Annotated in this window: 21 protein-coding genes; 8 read left to right on the top strand and 13 right to left on the bottom strand. The window is 68.1% G+C overall.

Features of this window, described 5'->3' with window-relative positions:
• Positions 1 to 481: 481 nt before the first annotated feature.
• On the top strand, positions 482 to 1180 hold the full coding sequence (locus ACV22Z_RS29570) for a hypothetical protein (RefSeq protein WP_448079793.1): 699 nt from the start codon (positions 482 to 484) through the stop codon (positions 1178 to 1180).
• Positions 1181 to 1463: 283 nt separating this feature from the next.
• Here ACV22Z_RS29570 and ACV22Z_RS29565 read toward each other — a convergent pair whose 3' ends face one another.
• The 3 genes from ACV22Z_RS29565 to ACV22Z_RS29555 form a co-directional block, all read right to left on the bottom strand.
• Positions 1464 to 1892, bottom strand: a complete 429-nt coding sequence (locus ACV22Z_RS29565) for a PRC-barrel domain-containing protein (RefSeq protein WP_448079792.1) — start codon at positions 1890 to 1892, stop codon at positions 1464 to 1466.
• Positions 1893 to 2181: 289 nt separating this feature from the next.
• Positions 2182 to 3312, bottom strand: coding sequence for a 3-deoxy-7-phosphoheptulonate synthase (locus tag ACV22Z_RS29560; RefSeq protein WP_448079791.1), 1131 nt, complete (start codon positions 3310 to 3312; stop codon positions 2182 to 2184).
• Between the two features lie 68 nt (positions 3313 to 3380).
• Positions 3381 to 4088, bottom strand: a complete 708-nt coding sequence (locus ACV22Z_RS29555) for a YceH family protein (protein WP_448079790.1) — start codon at positions 4086 to 4088, stop codon at positions 3381 to 3383.
• Between the two features lie 613 nt (positions 4089 to 4701).
• Between ACV22Z_RS29555 and ACV22Z_RS29550 the strand changes: the two genes are divergently transcribed.
• Positions 4702 to 5469 (top strand): SDR family oxidoreductase, encoded by a 768-nt coding sequence (locus ACV22Z_RS29550; protein ID WP_448079789.1) that lies wholly within the window; start codon positions 4702 to 4704, stop codon positions 5467 to 5469.
• Between the two features lie 45 nt (positions 5470 to 5514).
• A complete protein-coding gene (gene hutC, locus ACV22Z_RS29545) occupies positions 5515 to 6252 on the top strand; it encodes a histidine utilization repressor (RefSeq protein ID WP_448079788.1) in 738 nt (245 codons plus the stop codon).
• Between the two features lie 114 nt (positions 6253 to 6366).
• Here hutC and ACV22Z_RS29540 read toward each other — a convergent pair whose 3' ends face one another.
• Positions 6367 to 7218, bottom strand: a complete 852-nt coding sequence (locus ACV22Z_RS29540; RefSeq protein WP_448079787.1) for a phytanoyl-CoA dioxygenase family protein — start codon at positions 7216 to 7218, stop codon at positions 6367 to 6369.
• A 47-nt stretch (positions 7219 to 7265) separates the two neighbouring features.
• On the bottom strand, positions 7266 to 8051 hold the full coding sequence (locus tag ACV22Z_RS29535) for an ABC transporter substrate-binding protein (RefSeq protein WP_448079786.1): 786 nt from the start codon (positions 8049 to 8051) through the stop codon (positions 7266 to 7268).
• Between the two features lie 609 nt (positions 8052 to 8660).
• On the opposite strand from ACV22Z_RS29535, the gene ACV22Z_RS29530 reads away from it, so the two are divergent.
• Positions 8661 to 9524, top strand: a complete 864-nt coding sequence (locus ACV22Z_RS29530; RefSeq protein WP_448079785.1) for a LysR family transcriptional regulator — start codon at positions 8661 to 8663, stop codon at positions 9522 to 9524.
• Positions 9525 to 9695: 171 nt separating this feature from the next.
• On the opposite strand, the gene ACV22Z_RS29525 is transcribed toward ACV22Z_RS29530, so the two are convergent.
• Both ACV22Z_RS29525 and ACV22Z_RS29520 read right to left on the bottom strand, forming a co-directional pair.
• The gene (locus tag ACV22Z_RS29525; RefSeq protein ID WP_448079784.1) at positions 9696 to 10889 is read right to left on the bottom strand and encodes an amidohydrolase family protein; all 1194 of its coding nucleotides are present in this window, start codon (positions 10887 to 10889) and stop codon (positions 9696 to 9698) included.
• A gap of 73 nt (positions 10890 to 10962) precedes the next feature.
• Positions 10963 to 12162 (bottom strand): amidohydrolase family protein, encoded by a 1200-nt coding sequence (locus ACV22Z_RS29520; RefSeq protein ID WP_448079783.1) that lies wholly within the window; start codon positions 12160 to 12162, stop codon positions 10963 to 10965.
• A gap of 369 nt (positions 12163 to 12531) precedes the next feature.
• Between ACV22Z_RS29520 and ACV22Z_RS29515 the strand changes: the two genes are divergently transcribed.
• The gene (locus tag ACV22Z_RS29515; protein ID WP_448079782.1) at positions 12532 to 13164 is read left to right on the top strand and encodes a glycine zipper 2TM domain-containing protein; all 633 of its coding nucleotides are present in this window, start codon (positions 12532 to 12534) and stop codon (positions 13162 to 13164) included.
• Between the two features lie 154 nt (positions 13165 to 13318).
• On the opposite strand, the gene ACV22Z_RS29510 is transcribed toward ACV22Z_RS29515, so the two are convergent.
• Both ACV22Z_RS29510 and ACV22Z_RS29505 read right to left on the bottom strand, forming a co-directional pair.
• Positions 13319 to 14710 (bottom strand): amino acid permease, encoded by a 1392-nt coding sequence (locus ACV22Z_RS29510; protein WP_448079781.1) that lies wholly within the window; start codon positions 14708 to 14710, stop codon positions 13319 to 13321.
• A gap of 107 nt (positions 14711 to 14817) precedes the next feature.
• Entirely contained in the window at positions 14818 to 16068 is a 1251-nt protein-coding gene (locus tag ACV22Z_RS29505) for an NAD(P)/FAD-dependent oxidoreductase (RefSeq protein ID WP_448079780.1), read from the bottom strand.
• A gap of 311 nt (positions 16069 to 16379) precedes the next feature.
• On the opposite strand from ACV22Z_RS29505, the gene ACV22Z_RS29500 reads away from it, so the two are divergent.
• A complete protein-coding gene (locus ACV22Z_RS29500; RefSeq protein WP_448079779.1) occupies positions 16380 to 17018 on the top strand; it encodes a helix-turn-helix domain-containing protein in 639 nt (212 codons plus the stop codon).
• A gap of 314 nt (positions 17019 to 17332) precedes the next feature.
• Positions 17333 to 17839: an N-acetyltransferase family protein gene (locus ACV22Z_RS29495; RefSeq protein ID WP_448079778.1), complete on the top strand. Its 507-nt coding sequence runs from the start codon at positions 17333 to 17335 to the stop codon at positions 17837 to 17839.
• A 171-nt stretch (positions 17840 to 18010) separates the two neighbouring features.
• Here the strand turns inward: ACV22Z_RS29495 and ACV22Z_RS29490 are convergent, their stop codons facing one another.
• Complete coding sequence (locus ACV22Z_RS29490; RefSeq protein WP_448079777.1) at positions 18011 to 20014, bottom strand: glycoside hydrolase family 28 protein; 2004 nt, start codon at positions 20012 to 20014, stop codon at positions 18011 to 18013.
• A 420-nt stretch (positions 20015 to 20434) separates the two neighbouring features.
• Here ACV22Z_RS29490 and ACV22Z_RS29485 point away from each other — a divergent pair, with 420 nt between their 5' ends.
• Complete coding sequence (locus ACV22Z_RS29485; protein ID WP_448079776.1) at positions 20435 to 21793, top strand: aspartate aminotransferase family protein; 1359 nt, start codon at positions 20435 to 20437, stop codon at positions 21791 to 21793.
• 166 nt (positions 21794 to 21959) lie between these two features.
• On the opposite strand, the gene ACV22Z_RS29480 is transcribed toward ACV22Z_RS29485, so the two are convergent.
• From ACV22Z_RS29480 to hydA, 3 genes are read right to left on the bottom strand one after another with little or no spacing between them, the layout of a single operon-like run.
• Complete coding sequence (locus ACV22Z_RS29480; protein WP_448079775.1) at positions 21960 to 23234, bottom strand: serine hydrolase domain-containing protein; 1275 nt, start codon at positions 23232 to 23234, stop codon at positions 21960 to 21962.
• A 14-nt stretch (positions 23235 to 23248) separates the two neighbouring features.
• On the bottom strand, positions 23249 to 24454 hold the full coding sequence (locus ACV22Z_RS29475; protein ID WP_448079774.1) for a serine hydrolase domain-containing protein: 1206 nt from the start codon (positions 24452 to 24454) through the stop codon (positions 23249 to 23251).
• A 46-nt stretch (positions 24455 to 24500) separates the two neighbouring features.
• The gene (gene hydA, locus ACV22Z_RS29470; protein WP_448079773.1) at positions 24501 to 25907 is read right to left on the bottom strand and encodes a dihydropyrimidinase; all 1407 of its coding nucleotides are present in this window, start codon (positions 25905 to 25907) and stop codon (positions 24501 to 24503) included.

Here is a 25907-nt window from a genome sequence, read left to right as displayed (position 1 = left end):
ATCGACATCGCGCGCGGCTGGGCCGCCGCGCGCCCGTAGCGGCATTGCGCCGGGCACCGGCGTGCAACGGCCGGTGTGGTGGGTTCGTAGTATTCCGTGACCAGGGTCAGGCTTACAAGCGCATAACTACGTACGCGGGGCTACGTAGAACTACGTACGCTGTTCGCTGTTCGCTGTGCGCCGGTGGCCGGCGGTGGGCGGTGGGCGGTGGGCGGTGGGCGGTGGGCGGTGGGTGGTGGGTGGTGGGCGGTGGGCGGTGGGCGGTGGGCGGTGGGCGGTGGGCGGTGGGCGGTGGGCGGTGGGCGGTGGGCGGTGGGCGGTGGGCGGTGGGCGGTGGGCGGTGGGCGGCGGTCGGCGGTCGGCGGTCGATCGGGCGCCATCCGGCCAGCGTTTTGCGGGAATAGAACCTAGAATTGAGCAAGGCGCAGGCTTCCTGGTGCGGAACCTGCCCGTTCCCCCCTGTCCATCGACACCCGCGGCCATGAACCCTCACGTTGCGTGCTTCGTCCGCCCCGCGCTGGGCGCGCTTTGCGTCGGTGCGCTGGCGATGCTGTCCTCGTGCGGCGGCGACGCCTGCTTCGGCTTCGACAACTGCTTCAACAACAACAACAACGGGATGCAGTCCGTCACCGTGTCCGGCACGACGGCGACCGGCCGGGCACTCGCGAGCGCGACCGTCACCGCGAACTGCGCGCAAGGCCGGGGCTCGGCGCTGTCGGACGGCGGCGGGAACTACAGCATGACGTTCGACGCGACGCTCCCGTGCGTCCTCACCGTGACGTCCAGTGGCACGACGCTGCATTCGCTCGCGTACGCAGGCGGCACCTTCAATACAACGCCCGAAACCGAGCTGATAATCGTCTATCTCGCCGCGCAACTCGGCACGACGACCGCCGACCTGATCACCAATCTGCCCGGCGTTTCGCATTTCCAGCAGGTGCTGGAAAACCAGAGCGACGTACAGGGCGCGCAAGCGGCCGTCGTCACGACGCTCCAGCAGCACTATGCGGTGACGCTGACGGTGCCGGCGTTCCTGACGACGCCGTTCGTCGTCGGGCAACAGGGCGTCGACAGCGATCTCGGCGCGCTCGCGAAGGCAGGCGCGATCGACACGAACGGCATGCCCGATCCGGCCGCGGTGTCGCTGGTGTCGCAGGCTGGCGCGGCACACCCGCTGTGAGCCGGTGAGCTGCGCAAGACCTGACCGTCGGCGCGTTCGATCGCCGGCACGCGTCGATGCCGATCGTGCGATTTCATCCGATCCGTTCGATGGCCGGCAACGGGATCATTCAACGCGGCACGCATCCCGTGCGTGCAATGTTGCACTGCGATCGCCCCACCGCGCGCACATGCGCGACGTTCGGCATTCGATCGGGACCGCACGCAGGATGCCGGCGCCGTCATCGGAGACGGCTCTATACGCCCGGTGCATTGCGCACCGGGCCGTGCGCATCACGCGCGGGTCAATGCTTTTCGTCGGTCTGCTTAGGCTTCGGCGGCGACGGCACCTTCGCGTACTGGAACGCCGGCGTTGCCTTCAGCGCGTCCTTCGTCGCGCCCGGCAGGTAGATGTTGCCGTTGCGCACGTCGAGCGACGCGATCGGCACCGCGACGTCATGGGCGGCGACGCCCAGGAAGCCGCCGGCCGACACGATCGCCGCCGAGATCGAGCCGTCCGGCGCGACGATCAGGTCGCGGATCGTGCCGACCTTCTGGTTCTGGTCGTTGTACACGGCCTTGCCGAGCACGCTCTTCTTCACGCTCCAGCCTTCGAGCAGCGCCTGCGATTGTTCGACGGTGACGCTGAGCGGCTGGGCGCCCGCGATCTGTGCATGCGCGCTGATGCTCGATACGAGAACGGCGGCTGCGACGATTGTCTTGGTGAAAGCCATGCTGATTGCACTCCGGTTGGGTTGTTGTTGGTGCCGGGAGCGAAGCGGCGCAGGTGCGGTGGCGAATCGGTGAGCACCCCGCGCTTCGTCGATGCAGCGGCGGCCGGCCGCGCCGCCGCTGTGTGTGCGCGTGACGGGCCCGGATGGACACGTCGGTCCGCGCAACACGGGTGTCATGGTAGCGCCAGTCGAGAAGGGCTGCCATCAGGCTGCATGGCGCGGTGGCGTGCCGAACCGAATGAAGATCAACGTCGGCGTCGATATGCCTTGCGACTTCGCGCGAGCCGCCTCACGCGTTCCGCGAATAAACCCGCCGATGCCTGACCGCCTCGGCCAGCACATCGAGCACCGGCTCCGTTTGCGTCCAGCTCAGGCATGCATCGGTAATCGACACGCCATACTTCAACGGCACACCGGGCTTCAGATCCTGCCGCCCCGCCTCGAGATTGCTCTCGACCATCACGCCGACGACCCGGTGCTCGCCCTGCGACAACTGCTGCGCGAGATCCTGCGCAACATCGATCTGGCGCTCATGCGACTTGTTCGAGTTCGCATGCGAGCAATCGACCATCACCTGTTCGCGCAACCCGGCCTTGCGCAACACCGCGCAGCTCGCCTCGACGTGCTCCGCGTCGTAATTCGGGCCGTTCTTGCCGCCGCGCAGGATCACGTGCGCGTCGTCGTTGCCGCGCGTCTCGAAGATCGCGGCCATCCCCATCTTCGTCATTCCCATGAATGCATGGCTCGCGCGCGCCGCAACGATCGCGTCCGATGCGACTTGCACGCCGCCGTCGGTGCCATTCTTGAACCCGATCGGGCAGCTCAGCCCCGACGCGAGCTGCCGGTGGCTCTGGCTCTCGGTCGTGCGCGCGCCGATCGCGCCCCACGCGATCAGGTCCGCGATGTATTGCGGGCTCAACAGGTCGAGAAACTCGGTCGCGGCGGGCAGCCCGAGCGCATTGACGTCGAGCAGCAACTGCCGCGCTGCGCGCAGGCCTTCGTTAATGCGGAAGCTGCCGTCGAGCCGCGGATCGTTGATGTAGCCCTTCCACCCGACCGTCGTGCGCGGCTTCTCGAAGTAGACGCGCATCGTGATCAGCAGGTCGTCCTTCAGCGCATCGGCGGCAACCTTCAGCCGGTGCGCATAGTCGATCGCCTGGTCGTGATCGTGGATCGAGCACGGGCCGACGACGATCAGCAGGCGGTCGTCGCGGCCGTGCAGGATGTCGCCGATCGCGCGGCGGGTGTTCTCGACGAGCGTCTGCGTCGCGGCCGGCACCGGCAGCTCGTCCTGCAGCAGCGCCGGCGAAATCAGCGGCCGGACGGCGCCGATGCGGACGTCGTCGATGCGCGTGGTGTCCTGCGTCGCGTCGGCAACGCCTACCTCGCGATCGTGTGAAGGATTGTCGAGGTTCTGCATGATGATCTCCGGGGGACTTCGGGTATGGGGTTACGCTGGATTATGGCACTCGCCCGTCGCGACTTCGCTCAGGACGACTCCCCCGACGATTCGACGTCGATCCCGAGTTCGGTAGCCATCCTCTGAACGAGCGCGTTGAGCCGCGCAACCTCGTCCGCGAGGCGCTTCTGCTCGGCCTTCAGCGCTTCGAATTCCGACGGCGGCACGGAATCCGCGCCGCCCTCGTCCTGCCCCGCGAAGTCGCTGGCGCTCACTTCGCCGCACATCAGGTGCATCCAGCGATTCTCTCGCGCGCCCGGCGCGCGCGACAGCCGGACGACGAGCGGCGGCTCGCGCGTCGCGAGCTCCTCCAGGAACGCCTCGACCGACGAGATGTCCGCGAAGCCGTGCAGGCGTGCGGTGTTCAAACGCAGCTCGGCGGCCGTTTGCGGGCCGCGCAGCAGCAGGATCGTCAGCAGCGCGATCGCCTGGCTCGGCACGCCGAGCACGCGGTTCATGTTGTGCTCGAAGCGCGGCACGCGGCTGCTGCTGCCTTCCATCACGATGCTCAGGTGCTTCAACGAATCGAGCGCAGTCGTCACCTCGGCTTCGGTGACGTTCATCACCGGCGAGCGTGCGGTTTTCTGGTTGCAGCCCGAGGTCAGTGCGTTCAGCGACAGCGGGTACGTATCGGGCACCGTGTGCTGTTTCTCGACCAGCACGCCGAGGATGCGCGCCTCGAGCGGCGTCAGTTCACGGAGGGGGCGTGGCGTAGGCGTGGCAGGCGTGGTGTTCATGAGTCGGGTGGTGTCGCGGCGTGCAGCAGGTGAAGGGGATGCGGATCGCGACCCGCCGGCGCTGCCGGGCGGGTCGATCGATATGATAGCCGGTGCCGCAACCGAGGAGATCGGGACACGTCGACGCACGGTCGTGCGCGAAACGGTATTCCCCTGAGCGATTCGATATCGACGTCCGGGTCTTGCCGCCGGGTCTTGCCGCCGGGTCTCGCCGCCGGGTCTCGCCGCTGGGTCTTGCCGCCGGGTCTTGCCGCCGGGTCTCGCCACATATCGCACACGATACTCCGACGACCCGCGCGTTCGCAGACGAACCGGCGACATCCGACCGGCAAGCGGCAGCGCACGCGTGTCCGCGACCGCTCGGCACCCACCCGGATCGGGCCGGTGAAGGCATTTGCGCAACGCGACCGCCGGCGCTACGATACCGCTTCATTCGCGCTGTTGCGGCGCGTCGCGGCAACCGCTTCCAGCAAGCCGGCTGCTGCGATCGATCCTCCCCGACGCCCCCGCGCGTCGCCAGGCGAACCGGGAGCGACGACCACCCGGCGTCGCCCTCGCGCAGCCCGACACGCATCCACATCGTCGTTCAACGCCCGTCCGTTTTCCCGTCGCCATGGTCAACACGCCTTCCTCTTCCCTGAACGTCCGCGCAATCGTTACCGGCCATACGCGCGGCCTCGGCGCCGCGCTCGCCGAGCTGCTGCTGCAGCGAGGCGTCGCCGTGCTCGGCATGTCACGCAGCCGTCATCCGTCGCTCGGCGCGCAGGGCGGCGAGCGCTTCGCCGAAGTCGAACTCGATCTGTCGGACCCCGCGCGCGTCGAAGCGTGGCTGGCCGGCGACGCGCTGCGCAATTTCGTCGACGGCGCATCGACCGTGCTGCTGTTCAACAACGCCGGCACCGTCGAGCCGATCGGTCCGCTCGACATGCAGGACCCGGCAGCGATCGCGCGTGCCGTCAGCCTGAACGTCGCGACGCCGCTGATGCTGTCGGCCGCGCTTGCGAAGGCCGCGCCCGATGCTGACGACCGCCGCATCCTGCACGTGTCGAGCGGCGCGGCGCGCAACGCGTACGCAGGCTGGAGCATCTACTGCGCGACCAAGGCCGCGCTCGACCATCACGCGCGCGCGGTCGCGCTGGATGCGATGCGCGGGCTGCGCATCTGCAGCGTCGCGCCGGGTGTCGTCGATACGGGCATGCAGGCGACGATCCGTTCGACCAGCACTGACAATTTCCCATCGCGCGAGAAGTTCGACCAGCTGAAGGCGAGCGGCGCGCTGGCGACGCCGGAGGCAGCCGCGCGACAGCTGATCGACTACGCGCTCTCAGATGCGTTCGGAACAGTGCCGACCGCGGACGTGCGGGAACTGCCTGCGGGTTGAACCGGGATAAAATCTCCCGATCACATTCCCCCGAAGGATCTCCCGATGGTCAAGAAGACCACCGCGCCATTCCAGCAGATCAAGACGCGCGTTCGCCAGAAAATCGAATCCGGCGACTGGCACCCGGGGGACCGCATTCCGTCCGAACTCGATCTCGCCGCGCAGTTCGGCGTCGCGCGTATGACGGTGAACCGCGCGCTGCGCGAACTGACCGACGAAGGCGCGCTGAAGCGCATCGCGGGCGTCGGCACGTTCGTCGCCGAGGACAAGCCGCAATCGAACCTGCTGATGATCGCGCACATCCGCGACGAGATTCGCGCGCGCGGCCACGAATACCGCTGCCGCGTGCTCAGCCGGTCGCGCGAGCCCGCGTCGTTCGACGTCGCGGCCGCGTTCGGCCTGCCGGTCAACACGCCGGTCTTTCACGTGATTTGCGTGCACGAGGAAAACGGCCGGCCGATCCAGCTCGAGGATCGCTACGTGAATCCCGAGGCCGCGCCCGGCTTCATCGACCAGGACTTCCAGACCGAGCCGCCGTCGGAATACCTGTACAACAATGTGTCGCACTACGAACTGGAGATCGAGCACGTCGTCGACGCATCTCTGCCGTCGAGCGAACAGGCGAGGCTGCTCGACATGCGCGCCGACGAGCCGTGCCTGACGCTCACGCGCCGCACCTGGACGAACGGCCTGCCCGTCACGTTCGTGCACTTCCTGCATCCGGGCAACCGTTACCGGCTCGGTTCGCGGTTCAAGCCGGGCGCCGGACACCGGCAGGCGTGACCCACTTCCGCGCGCCGTCGAATCGGTTCATACCGATCCGCACGTAAACCACGACGACGGCGCCTGTTCCGCACCGGAACAGGCGCCGCGACACGCACGCGGCGTGCCGTACGTTCAGATCGCCGCGACCTGCCCTGCGTCCTTCGACCACACGACCGGGAACAGCGGATGCGCGAGCGGCGCGCCGTCCGGCAGTTCGTCGGCGAGGCCGGGGAAGTCCGGCGACGTCTTCCAGCGCCGCGGCGCATGGCGGATATCGTCGCCGACGAAGCGGATCGAGAACGCGCGCCGGCGGTTCTGCGTGCCACCCGACGCATGCAGCGTCAGCATCTGGAAGCACACCATGTCGCCCGGCTCCAGCGCCCAGTGCCGGATCGGAAACGCGGCGCGGTCCGCTTCGATGTCCGGCAGGTCGGCGAGGCTGCCTTCCGGAAACCACTTCGCTTCCTTGTCCATGAACGTGCGCGGCATCAGCCACGGGCCGCGATGCGAGCCGGCGATGAATTCGAGCGTCGATTCGAGCGGCACCGGATCGACCGGAATCCACATGCTGACGTTGTCGTTGCCTTCGATGTTGTAGTACGGCTGGTCCTGGTGCCACGGCGTGCGCTGCCGCGTGCCGGGCTCCTTGACGAGCAGGTGGTCGTGATGGAGCCGCACCGTGTCGACGCCCATCAGCGCGGCCGCGACGGACGGCGCGGGCGAACGCACGATGAAGTCGCGGTATGCGTCGTTGTGCTGCCAGTTGCAGAAATCCTCGAAGAACCAGCCCGGATCGTCAGGCCGGCTCGCAACCTTCGAACGGGTGCTCGGGGTCGCGAGGTTCGCGTCGATGCCGGCCTTCAGCGCCGCGATCTCGTCCGGCGAGAAGATTCCCTTGATACATACCGCGCCTTCCGCGCGAAACGCGTCGATCAGCTCGGGCGTGACGGCCTTCGCGACGCGGTCTCGGATACTCATGGTCATGGCTTGCCTGTCGATGGGTTGAATCATGGAATCGTGGGATCACGTCATCACGGCTTCGCGCCGTAGATGTCGAAATCGAAATACTTCGCGGCGATCTTCTGATACGTGCCGTTCGCGCGGATCGCGGCGATCGCCGTGTTCAGGCGGTTCTTCATGTCGGCGTCGCCCTTGCGCAGCCCCATCGCGACGCCGTAGCCGGTGATGCGCACGTCCGTCACGTCGGGGCCCGCGAACGCGAAGCCCTTGCCGCGCGGCGTCTTGAGGAACGAATAGCCGGCCTGCGTCTTGTCCTGGAACGTCGCGTCGAGGCGGCCGTTGACGAGATCCTGGTACACCTGGTCCTGGTTCTGATACGACACGATCGTCACGCCCTTCGGCGCCCACTCGGCCTTCGCATACGCCTCCTGCGTCGTGCCCTGGTCGATGCCGATGCGCTTGCCCGCGAGCGACGCCACGGTCGGCAGCAGCTTCGAGCCGGCCGGCGCGACGAGCGCGCCCGGCGACGCGTACAGCTTGTTCGAGAAGTCGATCTGCTTGAGTCGCTCATCCGTTGCCGTCATCGCGGACATGATCACGTCGAACTTGCGCGCGCGCAGCGCCGGAATCATCCCGTCGAAGCCCTGCTCGACCCACACGCATTTCGCACGCAGCTGCTCGCAGATCGCATTGCGCAGGTCGATGTCGAAGCCGGCGAGCGAGCCGTCCGGCTGCTTCGCCTCGAACGGAGGGTACGTAGGGTCGATGCCCCAGCGGATCGTCGTCGTGTCCTGGGCGAACGAAACAAGCGGCGCGAACGCCAGCGCGGTGACGAGAAGCTTTGCAGTCCGGTTCATGGCATGTCCTTCAGGGTCTCGACGCGGCGGGCGGCCGCCCTGGCGTCCGGTGGGGAGCGCCGCGCGGAAGGCCCGCGCGGCACGCGAACAGCTTGTTTTTCGATGAAGCCGGGATGCAGTCTAGACCGCTCAATTTTTGAGCGCAAGCGGTGGGGGGAACGGGGTGAGCCGAGCGGGGTATTCGTACTGGAGAGCAGTGGGCGAATAACTGGCATCTCGCCATTTCGCGTGGAATTTCCCGAGATATCCGACAAATTCTCGGTGTTTACCCCGCGCGATGCGTGCACGCGACAACGCGCGTTTCTCCCGATACTCATTGCGGATGGATGTCTATACAGGTCAAACGCGAAGCAGTCTGCATCGCGGCCTGGCTCTGATTTTGATGGGCATCCTAGACAGCAATTGACCCAAAACCGCTCCGAGCATATTGCAGCGGCGTCTTGCCATTCATATCCGCGAGGTTCACATCCGCACGCGCAGACGAGCAATTGCACGACCCACACGCAGCATCCTCCCCGGCGAAACAACAATTGCCCGCCACGTCGGCGCATGTTAAAAGTCGCGGAACGTATCGGAAATTGAAATGCTCGAAACCGCAGAAGTGGAAAAATGAATAGACCCCTGTTCGACCTCGACCTGCTGCGGGCGATCGTGATGGTCGCCGATTGCGGCAGTTTCACGACGGCGTCCGCGCGGCTGCATTCGACGCAATCGACCGTCAGCCAGAAAGTGCGGCGCCTGGAGGAAATCGCGGGCCACCGGCTGCTCGATCGCGGCACGCGCGACGTGCGGCCGACCGACGCGGGCGTGACGGTGCTCAGCTATGCGCGACGGATGCTAGCGCTCAACGACGAGATGCTCGAGGCGCTGTCGGGCGCGACCGTTGCGGTAACGATCCGCCTCGGCGTGCCCGACGATTTCGCGGCGGGCCGCACGACGCACGCGCTCGCGGCGTTCAAGCGCGAGCATCCGCAGGTGAAGCTCGAGGTGACGTGCGGGCTGAGCCGCGACATCAGCGCCGCGTACGATCACGGCGATCTCGATCTCGTGCTGATCAAGCAGCGTCGCGACAGCCGCGAGGCAGTCGTGCGCTGGCCGGAGAAATTGAAATGGATCGACAGCGCGAAGCATCCGACGATCGATCTCGACCCGGTGCCGATCGTCGCGTTTCCGCCGCGCGGGCTGTATCGCGACGACATGATCAAGGCGATCGAGGAACGCGGCCGCCGCTGGCGGATCAGCTTTACGACGTCGAGCCTGAGCGGCATCCAGGCCGCGGTCGCCGACGGGCTCGGCATCAGCGTGCTGCCCGCGCGCGTGGTCACGGCCGAGCACGTCGTGCTGACGGCGAAGCAAGGGTTCGCGCCGATCGAGAACATGGACATCGCGATCCTGCACCGGCCGACCGCCGACCCGATGGTCAAGGCGCTGACGAAAGCGCTCGCTACGATGCTGGAGCGCGAGCGGCGGTAATCCGGGGCGTCGGCCCAAGCTGCGCGTATGCGGGATCACCGCGCGTATCAGGCTCACCGGGCAGGGGCCGGTACGCCGCAACGCATGCACGCCGGACAACCGCCCGCGTTGCGCACATGAGAATGCGAGCAATCGGGTGAGCAAGCGCGCTTCGAAGCAGCCCGCCCGCGTTCAGGCCAGCACGCCGCCGCGCGCGACGATCTTCCCCGACGACACCACGAGCTTGCGCACCGGCCGCGCGACGACCGCCTCGGCGGGCGTCAGCGCATCGACGAGCACGAGGTCCGCGCGGCTGCCCGGTTGCAGCCCGTAATCCGCGAACCCGCAGCCGCGCGCGCCGCTGTGCGTCACGCAGTCGAGCGCGAGTTCGAGCGCGTCGTCGCGGCGGAAGTCGTTGCGCATGCCGATCAGCATCGCGCGCTCGAGCATGTCGGGCGAACCGTACGGCGACCACGTATCGCGGATCCCGTCGTTGCCGCCGACAACCGTCACGCCCGCCGCGCGGCATGCGGCGAGCGGCGGCACCGCGACCGACGCCGGCGCGGTCGTGACGAGCGCGACGCCGAGTTCGGCCATCCGCGCGAGCAGCGCGTCGCGCGCGCGCTCGCCGATGTCGCCGAGGCAGAACCCGTGGCTGATCGTCACCTTCCCCTGCATCCCGAGCGCGGCCGTGCGCTGCAGGATCAGGTCGAGCGAGAACGCGCCCATCGTCGACGGTTCGTGCAGATGGATGTCGAGCCCGCGCCCGAAGCGGTCGGCGATCCCGAACAGCACGTCGACCGCCTCGGCCGGATCGCCTTCGATCGCGCACGGGTCGAGCCCGCCGAGCAGGTCGGCGCCCGCGCGCAGCGCGTCGGCGAGCAATGCGTCGGTGCCGGGCCGCTTGAGCACGCCCGATTGCGGAAACGCGACGATCTGGATCTCCATCTGCCCGCGCAACGTCTCGCGCGTGGCGAGCACGCCATGCAGATGGCGCAGCCCCGCGTCGGTGTCGATGTCGACGTGCGTGCGCAGCCGCGTCGTGCCGGCCGCGAGGAACGCGCGAGCGAGCGCGAGCGACTGCGCGCCGGCGTCATGGCCGTTCGCCGCGCGCCAGCGCCGCTCGTTCTCGATGCGGTCGACGAGGCGCGGGCCGACTTCGTTGCGGTACCACGGCATTCCCCAGTGCGTCTTGTCGAGGTGCGTGTGGCCTTCGACGAGACCGGGCAGCACGAGTGCGCCCGCGCCATCCTCTACCGCGCAGCCGGCCGGCAAGACGGTGTCGTCGAGCGCCGGGCCGACCCGCGCGATGCGCTCGCCGTCGATCAGGATGTCGAGCGCGTCGCCGGCGCCCGTGCGGAGGTTGCGGATCAGCAGGCTGGTCATGCGCGTATCCATTTGTCTGAACGATGGGTCCGAATGACAGGGCCGACACACGGCAGCGGCCGGCCCCGTTGCATCATCGCGCGAAACGCAGCGCCGGTGCGAGCGGCGCGCCCGCGTCGCTTACGCCGCGCCGCACGACCCAGCGTTCCGCCGGCACGCCCGCGACCGCCGCCGCCGCGTTCGGCGCGCGCACCGCGACGAAGGTCGCGTCGCAGCCGACCGCGAGCCCGTAGTTGTCCTTGCCAATCACGCGCGCGCCGGCATGCGTCGCCATGTCGAGCGCGATCGCGAGTTCGTCGTCGGTATAGAAGCCCGAGCGATAGCCGACCAGCATCGCGCGCTGCAGCATGTCGCCGTTGCCGTACGGCCACCACGCGTCGCGGATGTTGTCGTTGCCGGTGAACACGTGCACGCCGGCCGCGCGAAGTTGCCGCACCGGCGGAAACGCGCAGTCGCCCGGCGCGTTCGTCATGATCGCGACACCTGCTTCGGCGAGCGCCGCCGCCGTGCGTTCGATGTCGCCGGACGGCACTTCGCCGAGCGCATACGCATGGCTCACCGCGACGCGTCCGCCGAGCCCCGCCGCACGCGTACGCGCCGCGATCCGCAGCAGTTGCGCGATGCCGGTCTGTGCCGGCTCGTGCAGGTGGATGTCGAGCTTCGCGCCGCGCTTCTCGGCGATGCCGAACAGGATGTCGAGCTGCCCGTCCGCGTCACCGTCGAGCGTCATCGGGTCGATCCCGCCGACCACGTCCGCGCCTTCGCGCACGGCCGCGTCGAGGATCGCCGCGGTGCCCGGGCACGACACGACGCCGGCCTGCGGGAATGCGACCAGCTCGATGTCGACGATCCCGCGCCACTGCTCGCGCGCGGCCATCACCGCGTGCAGGTTCGCGAGGCCGGTCGTCGCGTCGACGTCGACGTGGCTGCGCATCGCGACGGTGCCGAACGCGGCCGCCTGCGCGATCAGCGCGTTCGCGCGCTCGACCATCGGCGGCGCGGCCGCGAGCAGCCGCTTCTCGACCGCGAGGCGATCGCGCAGCGTCGCGACGGGTTCGTGCGGCACCCAGCGATCGCCGACGAAGCTCTTGTCGAGATGGATGTGGCCGTCGACGAAGCCGGGCAGCACGACGCGTCCGTCGAGGTCGATCGTCTCGACGCCGGGCGCGGGCGCGCAATCGGCGCCAATCGCGACGAAGCGTCCGTCGCTGACGGCGAGGTTGACGGGTTGGCCATTCGGTGCGACGGCGTTGATGAAGAGGCGATCGGTCATGTCTGGGAATGTGAGGCGGTCGCAGCGCCACGCCGATGCGGACAGGAGGAGTAACGCAGGCGGCGCCGGGCGACCGTAAGTGAGGAATCCGGTCACGATATCGGACCCCGGTGGGCGGCACCAATTAAATGTCGCGATGCCGCGCATTCGATTTTGCGATGCGCGGCTGACACGTGGAGCCGCCCCCCGAAGATCCCCGTCGATCCCTGTCCCGCCGGCCGTGCAGCCCCCGATTTACGCGGCAACAGACTTTACACGTTGTTACCGGGCCGCTCCGGACGCGCGTTCGGCCATTCCTTATACTCACGCCCAGTTCGCCACCCATCCGTTGATCCCCTCGGCGAACACGTTGCCGATGCAGGAAACACCATGATGCGCATGCCCTCCACGAAGACCGTCCTGTTCGCCTCGCTCGTCGCCGTGGCGGCGCTCCCGCTGACCGCCTGCGTCGCGCCGGGCTATGCCCCGTACGGCGCACAGGGCTATCCGCAGCAGCAGTACGCGACGCCGGCCTATTCGCAGCCCGCGCAGCCTGCCTATGCGCAACCGGGTTACGTGCAGCAGCAGCCGGCGTACCAACAGCCTGCGTACCCGAACCAGGCGCCGTCGCCGTATGACTCGCAGTACGGCAACCAGCAGCAGTACGCCAGCCCGTACGGCACGCAATACGGCACGATCACGAACATCCAGCCGGTCAGCAGCTCCGTCGGCCCGTCGGGTGTCGCCGGCACCGTGGTCGGCGCGCTGATCGGCGGCGTGCTCGGCAACCAGGTCGGCCGCGGTCACGGCCGCGACGCGGCAACCGTGATCGGCGCGCTCGGCGGCGCGGTCGCGGGCAACCAGATCGGCCAGCAGATGGGCGCGTCGCAACCGCCGAGCAGCTACCGGATCGACGTGCAGGTCAGTGACGGCTCGATGCGCACGTTCAACGTGCCGGCGCCCGGCGACCTGCGGCCCGGCGATCGCGTGCAGATCAACGGCAGCCAGTTGTCGCGGTATTGATTGCCGTTCGTTGATTTCGCGCTGTTGATCGGCGCGACGTCACGCGCAGCGCCTGCCCAGCGGTACTGCGACGCATGATGCGGGTTGGGTGTGGCGGGCGACGCCGGGCCGCCCGATTACCCCGTTTCCCCACACCCTCCCTTCCCCTCCTACATCACACGCGCTCGGCCTCGAGCGCGATCCGCGTCGACTGCGCCGCCGCCTGCAGGCCGCGCGAGCGCAGGTAGATCGCCGACATCACGACGATCTGCGCGGCGCCGACCACCAGCGAGCCGCGCGTCGACGGGTCGACGCCCAGCATCACGAACACGAACGCGACGAACACCAGGCAGACCCACGACGTGACGCCCGCGCACGGCATGCGGAAATTCGACGTGATGCCGCGCGCGGCCATCACGCGCCGAAACCGCATGTGGGTCAGGATGATCATCGCCCAGATCACGACCACGTCGAACGACAGCAGCGACATCAGCCAGCCGAACACGCGCTCGGGAATCACGTAATTCATGAATACGCCGACCGACATGCACAGCACGGTCGCGCCCACTGCGCGCCGCGGCGAGCCGCCCGCGCTCAGCGCCGTGACCGACGCGGGCGCGAGGCCGTTTTCCGCGAGGCTCACGAGCATGCGCGCGCCGCTGAACACGACGCAGTTGAAGCTCGACAGCGCGGCCGTCACGACGACGAAGTTGACGACACCCGCCGCCTGCCGGAGCCCGAGCGACTCGAACGTCGTCACGAACGGGCTGCCATGCGTGCCGAGCTCGTTCCACGGATACAGCGCCATGATGATGAACAGCGCGCCGACATAGAAGATCAGGATCCGCCACAGCACCGAATTGATCGCGCGCGGAATCACCTTCTGCGGCTCGCGCGCCTCGCCCGCGGTAATGCCGATCATCTCGACGCCCGCGAACGAATACGCGACAATCGGCAGCGCGCTCACGAGCCCGAGCACGCCATGCGGGAACACGCCGCCGTGGCGCCACAGGTTCGACAGCCCGACCGGCACGCCGTGATGGCCGAGCCCCGTGAACACGATCAGCGCACCGCCCGCGATCATCAGCAGGATCGTCGCGACCTTGACGAGCGCGAACCAGAACTCCAGCTCGCCATACACCTTCACGTTGAACAGGTTGAAGCCGGCAATCGCGGCGATCGACGATACGACCCAGATCCACTGCGGCACTTCCGGAAGCCAGAACCCCATGTAGATGCCGACCGCGGTGGACTCCGCGACGCCGACGCCGACCATGAGCAGCCAGTAGGTCCAGCCGACCACGTAGCCGGCGAACGGCCCGAGGTATTCAAATGCGTATGCGCCGAACGAGCCGGCCACCGGCCGGTGCACGGCCATCTCGCCGAGCGCGCGCATGATCAGGAAGATCATCGCGCCGCCGATCAGGTACGCGACGAGCGCGCCGGGCCCGGTCGCCTTGATCGCGGACGCCGAGCCGAGGAACAGGCCGACGCCGATGGCCATGCCGAGGGCCATGAACGAGATCTGGCGCGAACTGAGGTCGCGCCGCATCGTGTGTTGTTGCATGTTGTCTCCAGTCATTGATCGTCACGGTCCGCCGGATGGGTCGGCCGCTGGACGGGCAGCCGGGATTGTGTCCGCGGCTCGCCCTGCTGCATTGCACGGCGCCAGGTTCAGCGGCCGTGCAAAAAACGCTCGACCCGGAACGGCGTCGGGTCGACGAACGTGGGCGTGCCCGTCATCAGGTCGGCGATCAGCCGGCCTGTCACGGGCCCGAGCGTGAAGCCGTGATGCGCATGGCCGAACGCGAACCACAGATCCTTGTGACGCGGGGCCGCGCCGATGACGGGCAGCATGTCCGGCGTGCACGGACGGCGGCCGAGCCACGGCGCGCCGTCGACGCGCGCGCCGAGTGGAAATAACGCGCGCGCCACCGGTTCGACGGCCGCGAGCTGCGTCGGCGTCGGCGGCGTGTCGCGGTAGCCGAGCTCGACGCCCGTCGTCAGGCGGATGCCGCGCGTCATCGGCGTGATCAGGAAGCCGCTGTCGGCGTCGAGCACCGGCTGGTTCAGCCGCGCGCCCGGCTGCGCCGCGTAGTGCATGTGATAGCCGCGCTTGACCGCGAGCGGCAGCCGGTAGCCGAGCCGCTCGCACAGCAGGTCCGACCAGGGCCCGAGCGCGACGACCGCCGCGTGCGCGTCGAGCGGGCCGTGCGCGGTATCGACGCGCCAGCCGTTTCCGGCCGTGAGCGTCAGCGCGTCGCCCGTCACGATGCGGCCGCCGAGCCGCTCGAAATGGCGCGCATACGCGGTGACGAGTCCGTTCGGATCACTGATCGAATTGGAGCCCGTGTAGCGCACCGCGCCGATCAGTGCGCGGCTCAGGAACGGCTCCGCGTCGCGCAGCGCGGCCGCGTCGAGCGTGTCGAACGTCACGCCGTATTCGGCACGCCAGCGCTCGGCATTGCGGGTTTCGGCGTCGCGCGTCGCGGCGCTGCGGAACACCTTCAGCCAGCCGCCTTCGCGCAGCAGCGCACGCGCGCCCGCCGCGTCGATCAGCGCGCGGTGCTCGGTCACGCAATGCTCGATGAGCGGTGCGTACGCGCGCGCGATCTCCGCGTGGCGCGCCGGATGCGAGTAGCGCCAGTAGCGGTACAGGAACGGCATGAGCTTCGGCAGCGCCGCGACGTGATAGCGGACGTCGGGCGAGCGGTTGCATGCGTACTTGAGCAGCGCGCCGAAGCCGCGCGGAAACGCGTACGGGTACACGCCTTCGCGCTGGATCAACCCGGCGTTGCCGAACGAGGTTTCGTTGCCGGGCGCCTTGCGGTCGACGAGCGCGACCGACAGGCCGCGCTGTTGCAGGTGAACGGCCACGGACACGCCGATCATGCCGCCGCCCAGGACGAGCGTATCGAACTTCATCAGGAGTCTCCTCGCCACGCGTGGCGCCGGTGTCAGGCGAGCGCGGTCACGACCTGGCTCATGCGCGTGCCGGTCTGCAGAAGCTTGATTTCACTCGACATGGATTGCACCTTCGTTAGGCTGGTGGAATGACCGGGAAAGGGTGTCGTCGTGCGGTCGGCTTGCCGCGGATTTCGTGCGGCCCGATGCTAGAGTTGCGATGACGCCCCACCGTCGGCGATTTCAACGAAAATTATCATATATGAGAAATTTCATTCTCGTATACGATAAAACCCGTATTCACGCGCGTGCGCATCGCGCCGAGTTTTCGCATGCCCAAATCCACCGCCCCCGTTGCACCGCCCTCCGACGCCGCGCCGCCGCAGCTCGACCACCAGACGGTCGGCGCGCGGCTGCGCGACGCGCGAAAGTCGCGCGGCCTGACGCTCGCGCAGCTTTCCGAGCGCTCCGGCATCGCGGTGTCGACGATCTCGAAGGCCGAGCGCGGCGACATCGCACTCACCTACGACAAGTTCGCGGCCCTCACGCACGCGCTCGCGCTCGACTTCGACACGATATTCGGCCGCCCGGCGCCCGCCGGCGCGATGACGCCGTCGTTCACGCCGGCTGGCCAGCAGATGGTGTACGACACGCCGAACTATGCGTACGGGATGCTCGCGAACGACCTGACCGGCAAGCGGATGGTGCCCGTGCGCGGACGCATTCATGCGCGCAGGCTGTCCGACTTTGCCGACTTCATCCGGCACAGCGGCGAGGAGTTCGTGTTCGTGTTGAGCGGCGAGCTGGAGCTGCGCTTCGAGAACGGCCAGGCGTTCCGGCTCGCGACCGGCGACAGCCTGTATTTCGACAGCTCGGTCGGGCACGTGTACCTGAGCCTCGGGGATACCGACGCGGAGGTGCTCGTGTGTTGTGTCGATGGCGACGTCCGGCGGCTGCGCGATACGATCTGACGCGCGCGGGCGGCGATCCGCGGCGCTTGGCCGGCGCCCGGGACGAGCCTGCATTGCCGGCGCCGGGAAGCACATCGCGTCTTTCGGCTCGAAGGTGCCGGACTGCAGACGGCGCTGCGCCACGCGTCGCGGCTCTGGCTTCAACCGATGCCTGTGCGGCAGGGTCGGGGCGACACTTGCATCGGCGTCGTCACCCCGCAGCGGTTTCAAATGCGGCAGCAGGCGCGGCCGATTCCGATTAGCATCGACATGCCGTACCGCGCAGCACGCGCAGCAAATTCCGACGTCCCGCCAAACCAACGATAAAGCACCCGATGATCACGATCCGCCTGCTCGATGCCGCCGACGCGGCGCTGTACCAGCCCCTGCGACTCCTTGCGGTCGACACGTCGCCGACCTCGTTCCTGCCGACACGCGACGAAGACGCCAGCCTGCCGATCGAAGAATGGGCCGCACGCCTGCGCCCCACGCACACGCAGGCCGTGTTCGGCGCCTTCGACGGCGACACGCTCGTCGGCATCACGGGCGTGCGCCGCGATGCGCGCGCGAAGGTCGCGCACAAGGCGACGATCTGGGGCGTGTTCGTCGATCCCGCGTATCGCGGGCGCGGCATCGCGCAGTCGTTGCTCGACAGGGCGACCGCACATGCCGCAGACGCGTGGCAATGCCGCCAGCTGATGCTGTGCGTGAACGAGGTCAACGGCACGGCGGAACGGCTGTATGCGTCGCAAGGCTTCGTCCGGTTCGGGACGGAACCGCGCTCGCTGTTTGTGGATGGCCGCTTCTACGATGAACACCACATGGTCAAGACGCTGGCGTAATGCGGTGAAGGGGGCCGGCGGGCGCACCTTCATGCGTCGCCAACCGACCTGAGCCCGTCTGCGATGTCACTGCGAGCTGCACCGATCGACAGCCGCGATCGCTCATCGACAACCACACCACGCGTCCGCGTGCACCGCCACACGCACACGGACGCATCCCGCCAAGTCACCTCATCCCCGCTGATCCGTGATCGTCGTGTTGATCGCCTGCCCGGCGATCACGACGTTCGACAGCACCATCCCGCTCACGTTGAACGCATAGACCGGCCCCGGCGACGTCACCGTCGGCGTATCTGACGCCACGGGCGTGCCGAAGTCGCAGTGGCTGATCGTCACGCCCGAGATCGGCTGGACCGCCGGCGCAGGCGGCGTGCCGTTGTAGTCGAACGCGACCGGCCCCTGCGCGACGATCGCCTGGAAGCACGACGCGGTCACGCCGTTCAGCGTCACGTTGCTCGCCTTCACGTCCGCAATCGTCACGTTCTGCACGACCGGCGGGCGCGTGCGCACCGCATCGTTCGCCGGCTGATAGTCGCAGTCGAACGTGACGATGCCGCCTTGCGCGGCCGACGGATTGCCGGCCGACGCGGTCACGACGCCGAGCGGCACGCTCGCGTTGATCGGGCCGCCCGCGAGCCGCGCGCTACCGTAGCCGCCGCCCTTCAGGTTCACGCCGTTCCGCAGCGTCACGCCTTTCACGTGGAAATCCTTCACGTAGCCGCCGCGGTTCATGTTGGTCTTCACGCGGATCGCGATGTTGAGCGGGTTGGTCTGCCAGTTCGCATTCAGCATCTGCAAGTTCGTCGCGTAGATCTGCTCGACGCCGCCGCCCATCTCGCTGCCGAGCGTGATGCCGCCGTGCCCGCTGTTCATCGTGCAGTTGCGGATCAGGTGCCGCTTTGCGGGGCCGTACCCGGTGTCGCGATCCTTGCCCGACTTGATCGCGATGCAGTCGTCGCCGGTGTTGAACGTGCAGTCCTCGCACAGCACGTCGACGCATGCGTCCGGATCGAAGCCGTCGTTGTTCGGGCCGATGCTGTTCATCGTCACGCCACGGATCACGACGTTGCGGCACGCGGCCGGATGGTGCTGCCAGAACGGCGTGTTCTGCGTCTGGTAGTGCTCCATCAGAACGTCCGTGCAGCCGATGAATTCGACCATGCACGGCCGCAGGTAGTGGCCGACACCGAAGATGCGCCGCTCGACCGGCACGCCGGCCTCGGACAGCGCGGGCAGGTAGTTCTGGTCCTGCTGCCACGGCGTGACGGGCGACGTGAGCAGCGCGTAGAGCGCGTCGGAGATCGCCGGTGCGACGATCCGCAGGTCGACGTTGTTCGGGTTCGGAAATGCCTGGCTCGGCACCGACGCGCTCGCGCCGTACGCGCCCGACGATCCCTTGCAGGTCCACCAGCAGACGCTGCCGTCGGCGCTGCCGGAAAACGGCGTCATCGCCTGGCCGTTCAGCACCGACGTCGGGCCTTCGCCGGTCAGCGCGATGTTCACCGCGTTGTGCGCGTAGACGGGCGCGCCGTAGTTCAGGCAATCGTTCGCCTGCCAGCGGCTGTAGTACAGGCGGCCGTTCGCGCCGCAGTCGACGGGGCCATCCTTCGCGTAGTCGGCCGGGTTCGGGCTGAAGTAGATCGTGCAGTTCGCGCCCAGGTGGAAGTTGACGTTGCTCTGTAGCACGATCGGCCCCGCGCAATACCAGTTGCCCGCCGGCACGACCACGCGCCCGCCGCCGTCGCGGCGGCACGCATCGATCGCCGCGAGAAACGCCGGGCGCGAATCGAATGCGCCGGACGCGGGCGTCAGTTCCGAGCCGGGGCTCGCCGGCGATTTCGCGATGTTCGTGTACGGCGAGGTTTGCGGAACTGTCGCACAGGTGCGCGCGCCGTAGTTCGTCACGTTGAAGTCGCGTACGCGGAACCCGAGCCGCGACACGTGCGCGAGCGACGCGGCGATGCGCGCCGCCGCACCGTGCTCGCCCCAGATCAGATCGACCGCCGACGCATTCGGCATGTTGCCTCCGGCAAAGGCCCGAGTGGCCGCGAGCGGTCCGCCGAGCACCGCGCCGCCGGCGAGTGCGCCGGTCCAGCCGGTGAATGCGCGGTGCGAAACGCGCTTCGACGACGGAAATCGAGCAGACGAAGACGAACGACGGCTGGTTGCGGCCATGGGCACTCCTCCAGTGTATTGGGCGATCGATGCGTCGGGTGGCGGATCGTTATTCATATGTCGTCGTACTACGCCGCGCAATCTAGACACTACGACCGCTCATCATGCGCCTGTCGTTTAACCTGTTTTTAAGGATTTTTATCGAAACACGTGAATGCACACTTACACAACAACCGTTCCTCGTAATATCAGTTATCGTATGTTTATGCGCAAAAACTTTGTCGGCAACGCAAACTCGGCGCGATTCATCCAGACGATGCTGCGCGACGACCCAATCGGGCGGGAAATCCCGCCGCGATCCGACGATGCGCTGCCGCGATTCGCACCGGCTGCCCCGCCCGCTTCGGTAAATCCTCCTCTGTTCACGCGCCGTCGCTTCGCGCTATCGTTTCCGTCACCTTCACAGCCCAGGAGTCCCACTTGTCTTCCCGCCACGGAGTCGACCTCACCCGCGCCCGCGCGCTGTTCGACCGCGAGCGCCGCGCGTTCACCGAAGCGATGCCGAAATCCCGCGCCTTGTCCGCGGAAGCGGCCGAGCATCTGCTCTTCGGCGTCCCGTTGCACTGGATGCAGGACTGGTCGACTCCGTTCTCGCTGTACGTGAAGGAAGCGCGCGGCGCGACCTTCACCGACGTCGACGGCCATCGCTACGTCGATTTCTGTCTCGGCGACACGGGCGCGATGTTCGGCCATGCGCCCGAGCCCGTCGCCCGCGCGCTCGCGGAACAGGCGACGCGCGGCTACACGACGATGCTGCCGAGCGAGGACGCAGTGTGGGTGTCGCGCGAACTCGCGCGCCGCTTCAAGCTCCCCTACTGGCAATTCGCGCTGAGCGCGAGCGACGCGAACCGCTTCGTGCTCCGCTGGGCGCGCGCCGCCACCGGCCGCAACACGATCGTCGTGTTCAACGGCTGCTATCACGGCACCGTCGACGACGTGTTCGTCGATCTCGTCGACGGCCGCCCCGTGCAGCGCGACAGCCTGCTCGGGCAGGCGTATGACCTGCTCGCGAACACGCGCGTCGTCGAATTCAACGATCTCGCGGCGCTCGAAGCGGCGCTGAAGGACGGCGACGTCGCGTGCGTGCTCGCGGAACCCGCGATGACGAACATCGGGATGGTGCTGCCCGATCCGGATTTCTGGCGCGAAGCGCGCGCGCTGACGCGCCGCTACGGCACGTTGCTCGTGATCGACGAGACGCACACGATCAGCAGCGGCCCGGGCGGCTATGCAGTCGCGCACGGGCTCGAGCCCGACGTGCTGGTGGTCGGCAAGCCGATCGCCGGCGGCGTGCCGTGCGCGGTCTACGGTTTCAGCGCGGAATTCGCGGAACGCGCGAAGCAGGCGAAGCTGAATGCGCCGCCCGGACACTCGGGCATCGGCACGACGCTCACCGCGAACATGCTTGCGATGCATGCAATGCGCGCAACGCTCGCCGACGTGATGACCGACGCCGCGTATGCGCACATGTTCGCGCTGGCCGCGCGGCTCGCGTCAGGTCTCGAACAGGCGATCGCGAAACACAGGTTGCCGTGGTGCGTGACGCGCATCGGCGCGCGCACCGAGTTTCAGTTCGCGCCGACGCCGCCGCGCAACGGCACGATCGCCGGCCAGCAGCTCGACAGCGAGCTCGAGCACATCGTGCACCTGTACCTGCTGAACCGCGGCGTGCTGATCACGCCATTCCACAACATGATGCTCGTGTGTCCGGACACGACCGACGCCGACGTCGACCGGCTGGTCGCGCAGTTCGATGCGTGTCTCGGGGAGCTGGCCTGATGTCGATGCGGTAAGGCCCGAGGAAAAGCGTCGCGCGGATCGAACGCTGCCGACGCGGCAAAGAAGTGACGACGAAGCGACGAGGTGCGGGCCTTCGTGTCCGCCCGGCGCCGCTTCGTCGCCGCTTCGTCGTTGCTTCGTCGTTGCTTCGTCGTCACTACGTCGCTCACTTCGGCACGTCCGTCGGGTCGACCTGCGTACCCGGAACGCCTTCGGTCCGCGCGCTCAACGCCAATTCGCGCTGCACGTCCGCGCGTCGTTCGCCGGATGGTTGAGCACGCGCGCCGTTGTCGAGCGCGGGAACGATATAGCCGTTCACCATCCGCCGGAACAGCTTCACGTTCTCCGCATCGCGCAGCCCGCCGTCGACGGGCAACACGCTCGTCATCACGATCACCGTGTTCCGCTTCGGCAGCACCGTGATGAACTGCCCCTTGAAGCCCATCGCGTCGTACTCCGGCTCATCCTGCACGATGTTGTTCACCCACCAGTAGTACCCGAAGTACGGCGACACCGCAGGCGTCGTCATCTGCTCGATCCAGCGTTGCGGCACGACCTGGCGCCCTTGCCAGCGGCCATGGTCCAGCACAAGCATGCCGATCTTCGCCATGTCGATCGCGCGCAGCCGCAGGCCCCAGCCGGCCGACACGAGGCCCGCACGGTCCGCGCGCTCCCACGCCGCGCGCTTCATGTCCAGCGGTTCGAACAGATGCGTCCGCGCGAACCGCTCGACAGGCTCGCCGGCGGCGGCGCTCAGCATCGCCGACGCGAGAATCGGGTTCACGTCGGTGTACTCGAACACGGTGCCTGGCGCGGCCTTCGGGGTGGCCGACGTGGCCAGCTTCAGGCGGTCCGGCGCCGTGTAATAGATCGGATCGTCCTTCGGCCGAAAGTCGTAATGCAATCCGCTCGACATCGACAGCACGTGCTTCAGCTCGATCCCGCGCTTGTCCGCGAGATCGGCGCGGAGGTCCGGACGCCACGCGGCGAGCGTGGCCGCGACCGGATCGTCGAGATGCGCGGCGCCGCGCTCGACCAGGATGCCCGCGACGAGCGACGTCACGGCCTTCGTCACCGAGTACAGCTCGTAGGTCGCGTCGCGCGACGCATTCGCGCCGTAACGCTCGAAGATCAGCTTGCCGTCCTTCACGACGAGCAGGCTGTACACGTCGAGCTTCTGCTCGCGGATCCATTGAGACAGCCGCACGAGATCGCGCGAATCGACGCCAACGTCTTCCGGCGCGGCGGCTTCGATGCCGGTCTCGTGAAGCGGCGGACGCACGTCGGCCTGCTGAGCCGCCGATAGCGCGGGAGCAAGCGCACTTCCGCCGATCATCAGCGATGCGAGACGAACGCGACGAACGAGACGCGCGAGCAATCGGCGCGGTGCCGACGATTCGGCAACGCGCGCGCGGCGACGGCCGAGCAATCGGGTAGTCATGGTCGCGGTTCTCATCAGATCCCGGGCGCGTCGTTGAAGGCGGCAGCGGTGCCGGGAATCCCTTGCGTCTGCCGGCTGCGCGCCAGCTCGTCGCGCAGCGCCTGGGTTGCCTCCGCGCGCTCGACGGGCGGCTGCGCCGGCGTCAGAGCGGGCAGGATGTACGCGTTGACCATGCGGCGATACAGGTTCAGATAGGTCGCATCCCGCAGCCCGCCGTCGGTCGGCAACAGGCTCGTCATTACGACGACCGCGTGCTGCTCGGGCAGCACCGTGATGAACTGCCCCTTGAAACCCATCGCGCCGAATTCCGGCTGGCCTTGCTCGACGACGTGCCGGATCCAGCAGTAGTAGCCGTAATCGGCCGCGGCCGGCGACGGCGTCGTCATCTGCCGGATCCATGCTTCGGGCACGATCTGCCGGCCTTTCCAGCGCCCGTTGTCGAGCAGCAGCATGCCGATCTTCGCCATGTCGACGGCCCGCAGGCGCAGCCCCCAGCCGCCCGCTACCGCGCCGGTCTGGTCGGCGCCGGTCCAGCGGTAATGCGACATGCCGAGCGGCTCGAACAGCGTGTCGCGCGCGAACGCGTCTTCGGGCGCGCGCGCGGCGGCCGACACGGCCGCGCCCACCAGCACGGGGTTCACGTCGATGTAGTCGAAATGCGCGCCGGGCGTCGTCGCCGCGCGGCTCGACACGGCGACGCGCAGGCGATCGGGCGCGCCGTAGTACAGCGGATCCGTCCCCTCGCGGGTCTGGTAGCTGAGCCCGCTCGACATCGACATCAGGTGACGCAGCGCAATGTCCTGCTTGTCCGCGAGGTCGCTCGCGAGATCAGGCCGCGCCGCTGCGATCAGCGGCGCAACCTTCGTCGACGGACCGAGCTTGCCTTCGCCGTCCAGGATCCCGACGAGCAGCGCCGTGACCGTCTTCGTCACCGAATACAGCTCGTAGTTGTTGTCGCGTGACAGCCCGGCGCCGTAGCGCTCGAACACGATCTTGCCGTCCTTCACGACGACGAGGCTGCGCACGTCCATCCGGTCGTGGCGCAGCCATTCCGACAGCCGCACGAGCGGCGCCGAATCGACGCCGACCGATTCGGGCACGACCGTCGGCAGGTCTTGCGGCGCGGCGCCGGCCGCGTGCGCCGCGCCGGCAGAACCGGCGGAACCCGCGACAACGGCAGCCGCCGCCGCGATCCGCCGCACAACGTGAGAAACGCTCATCCTTGCTCCTGATAGTCCGAGTGACGCCCCAGCGCGGCGCCGCGCATCAATCCAGGCACGGCTTGCCTGCCGGCAGGAACTGCCCGCGCCCCGGTTCGGCCGCGAGCAGCCGCCCGTCCTCGACGAGCAGCTCGCCGCGCGACAGGCAATGCCGCGGCCACCCCCTCACCTCGATCCCTTCATAAGGCGTGTAGTCGACCGCATGATGCAGCGACGCATTCGCGATCCGCACGCGCTTGTCCGGATCCCAGACGACGATGTCCGCATCGGCGCCGACCGCGATCGTCCCTTTCCGCGGATACAGCCCATACAGCTTCGCGGGCCGCAGCGACGTCAGTTCGACGAACTGATGCAGCGACAGCCGCCCTTCGCGCACGCCGTTGAACAGCAGCGGCAGGCGTGTTTCGAGCCCCGGAATCCCGTTCGGGATGTGATCGAACGTGGCCCGGTGCCCGCCCGGATGCTTGCCGCACGGATCGTCGTAATTGAACGGCGCGTGATCGGACGAGAACACCGAGAACACGCGCTGCTGCAGCGCCTTCCACACGGCCTGCTGGTTCGCCGGATCGCGCGGCGGCGGGCTGCATACGCACTTCGCGCCTTCGTAGTCGCCGTGGCCGAGATCGGCGGCGGTCAGGTACAGGTACTGCGGGCACGTTTCCGCGAGGATCGGCAGCCCGCGCGACTGCCCCCAGCGGATCTGCTCGATCGCCTCCGCACCCGACACGTGCACGATCAGGATCGGCACGTCGACGAGCTCCGCGAACGCGATCGCGCGATGCGTCGCTTCGCGCTCGACCACGGCCGGCCGCGCGTGCGCATGGAAATGCGGCGCGACGTGGCCGTCGCCGAGCAGCCGCTCGGTGAGCCAGCCGATGCAGTCCGAGTTCTCCGCATGCACCATCACGAGCGCGCCGTGCGCGCGCGCGACGCTCAGCACGTCGAGCATCTGGCGGTCGTTCAGCTTCAGGTCGTCGTAGGTCATGTAGACCTTGAACGACGTGTAGCCATTCGCGATCAGCCGCGGCAGCTCGTCCGCGAGCACCTGCGGCGTCGGATCGGCGACGATCAGGTGGAAGCCGTAGTCGACCACCGCGCGCCCTTCGGCACGCCGATGGTAATCGTCGACGGCCGCCTGCAGCGACTGCCCCTTCGCCTGCGCGGCGAACGGGATCACGGTCGTCGTGCCGCCGCAGACGGCCGAGCGCGTGCCGGAGAGGAAGTCGTCGGCCATCCGCAGCCCGTCGGGCATCGGCTGGTCGAGGTGGCAGTGCGCGTCGACGCCGCCCGGCATCACGAGCATCCCCGCCGCGTCGAGCTCGCGCGGCGCACGCGGCAACCCGTGCCCGAGCACGGCCACGCGCCCCGCGCGGATGCCGATGTCGCACGAGAACCGGTCCGCCGCCGTCACGACGTCCGCGTGACGGATCACGAAATCGAGGTCGTTCGACAT

The sequence above is a fragment of the Burkholderia sp. PU8-34 genome (genome assembly GCF_053427725.1).
This window is presented reverse-complemented; position numbering and strand designations above follow the sequence as displayed.

Excerpts from the sequence above, each read along its gene's own strand:
- ACV22Z_RS29570 (WP_448079793.1), top strand. The coding sequence starts at position 482 with ATGAACCCTCACGTTGCGTGCTTCGTCCGCCCCGCGCTGGGCGCGCTT.
- ACV22Z_RS29565 (WP_448079792.1), bottom strand. The coding sequence starts at position 1,892 with ATGGCTTTCACCAAGACAATCGTCGCAGCCGCCGTTCTCGTATCGAGC.
- ACV22Z_RS29560 (WP_448079791.1), bottom strand. The coding sequence starts at position 3,312 with ATGCAGAACCTCGACAATCCTTCACACGATCGCGAGGTAGGCGTTGCC.
- ACV22Z_RS29555 (WP_448079790.1), bottom strand. The coding sequence starts at position 4,088 with ATGAACACCACGCCTGCCACGCCTACGCCACGCCCCCTCCGTGAACTG.
- ACV22Z_RS29550 (WP_448079789.1), top strand. The coding sequence starts at position 4,702 with ATGGTCAACACGCCTTCCTCTTCCCTGAACGTCCGCGCAATCGTTACC.
- hutC (WP_448079788.1), top strand. The coding sequence starts at position 5,515 with ATGGTCAAGAAGACCACCGCGCCATTCCAGCAGATCAAGACGCGCGTT.
- ACV22Z_RS29540 (WP_448079787.1), bottom strand. The coding sequence starts at position 7,218 with ATGACCATGAGTATCCGAGACCGCGTCGCGAAGGCCGTCACGCCCGAG.
- ACV22Z_RS29535 (WP_448079786.1), bottom strand. The coding sequence starts at position 8,051 with ATGAACCGGACTGCAAAGCTTCTCGTCACCGCGCTGGCGTTCGCGCCG.
- ACV22Z_RS29530 (WP_448079785.1), top strand. The coding sequence starts at position 8,661 with ATGAATAGACCCCTGTTCGACCTCGACCTGCTGCGGGCGATCGTGATG.
- ACV22Z_RS29525 (WP_448079784.1), bottom strand. The coding sequence starts at position 10,889 with ATGACCAGCCTGCTGATCCGCAACCTCCGCACGGGCGCCGGCGACGCG.
- ACV22Z_RS29520 (WP_448079783.1), bottom strand. The coding sequence starts at position 12,162 with ATGACCGATCGCCTCTTCATCAACGCCGTCGCACCGAATGGCCAACCC.
- ACV22Z_RS29515 (WP_448079782.1), top strand. The coding sequence starts at position 12,532 with ATGATGCGCATGCCCTCCACGAAGACCGTCCTGTTCGCCTCGCTCGTC.
- ACV22Z_RS29510 (WP_448079781.1), bottom strand. The coding sequence starts at position 14,710 with ATGCAACAACACACGATGCGGCGCGACCTCAGTTCGCGCCAGATCTCG.
- ACV22Z_RS29505 (WP_448079780.1), bottom strand. The coding sequence starts at position 16,068 with ATGAAGTTCGATACGCTCGTCCTGGGCGGCGGCATGATCGGCGTGTCC.
- ACV22Z_RS29500 (WP_448079779.1), top strand. The coding sequence starts at position 16,380 with ATGCCCAAATCCACCGCCCCCGTTGCACCGCCCTCCGACGCCGCGCCG.
- ACV22Z_RS29495 (WP_448079778.1), top strand. The coding sequence starts at position 17,333 with ATGATCACGATCCGCCTGCTCGATGCCGCCGACGCGGCGCTGTACCAG.
- ACV22Z_RS29490 (WP_448079777.1), bottom strand. The coding sequence starts at position 20,014 with ATGGCCGCAACCAGCCGTCGTTCGTCTTCGTCTGCTCGATTTCCGTCG.
- ACV22Z_RS29480 (WP_448079775.1), bottom strand. The coding sequence starts at position 23,234 with ATGACTACCCGATTGCTCGGCCGTCGCCGCGCGCGCGTTGCCGAATCG.
- ACV22Z_RS29475 (WP_448079774.1), bottom strand. The coding sequence starts at position 24,454 with ATGAGCGTTTCTCACGTTGTGCGGCGGATCGCGGCGGCGGCTGCCGTT.
- hydA (WP_448079773.1), bottom strand. The coding sequence starts at position 25,907 with ATGTCGAACGACCTCGATTTCGTGATCCGTCACGCGGACGTCGTGACG.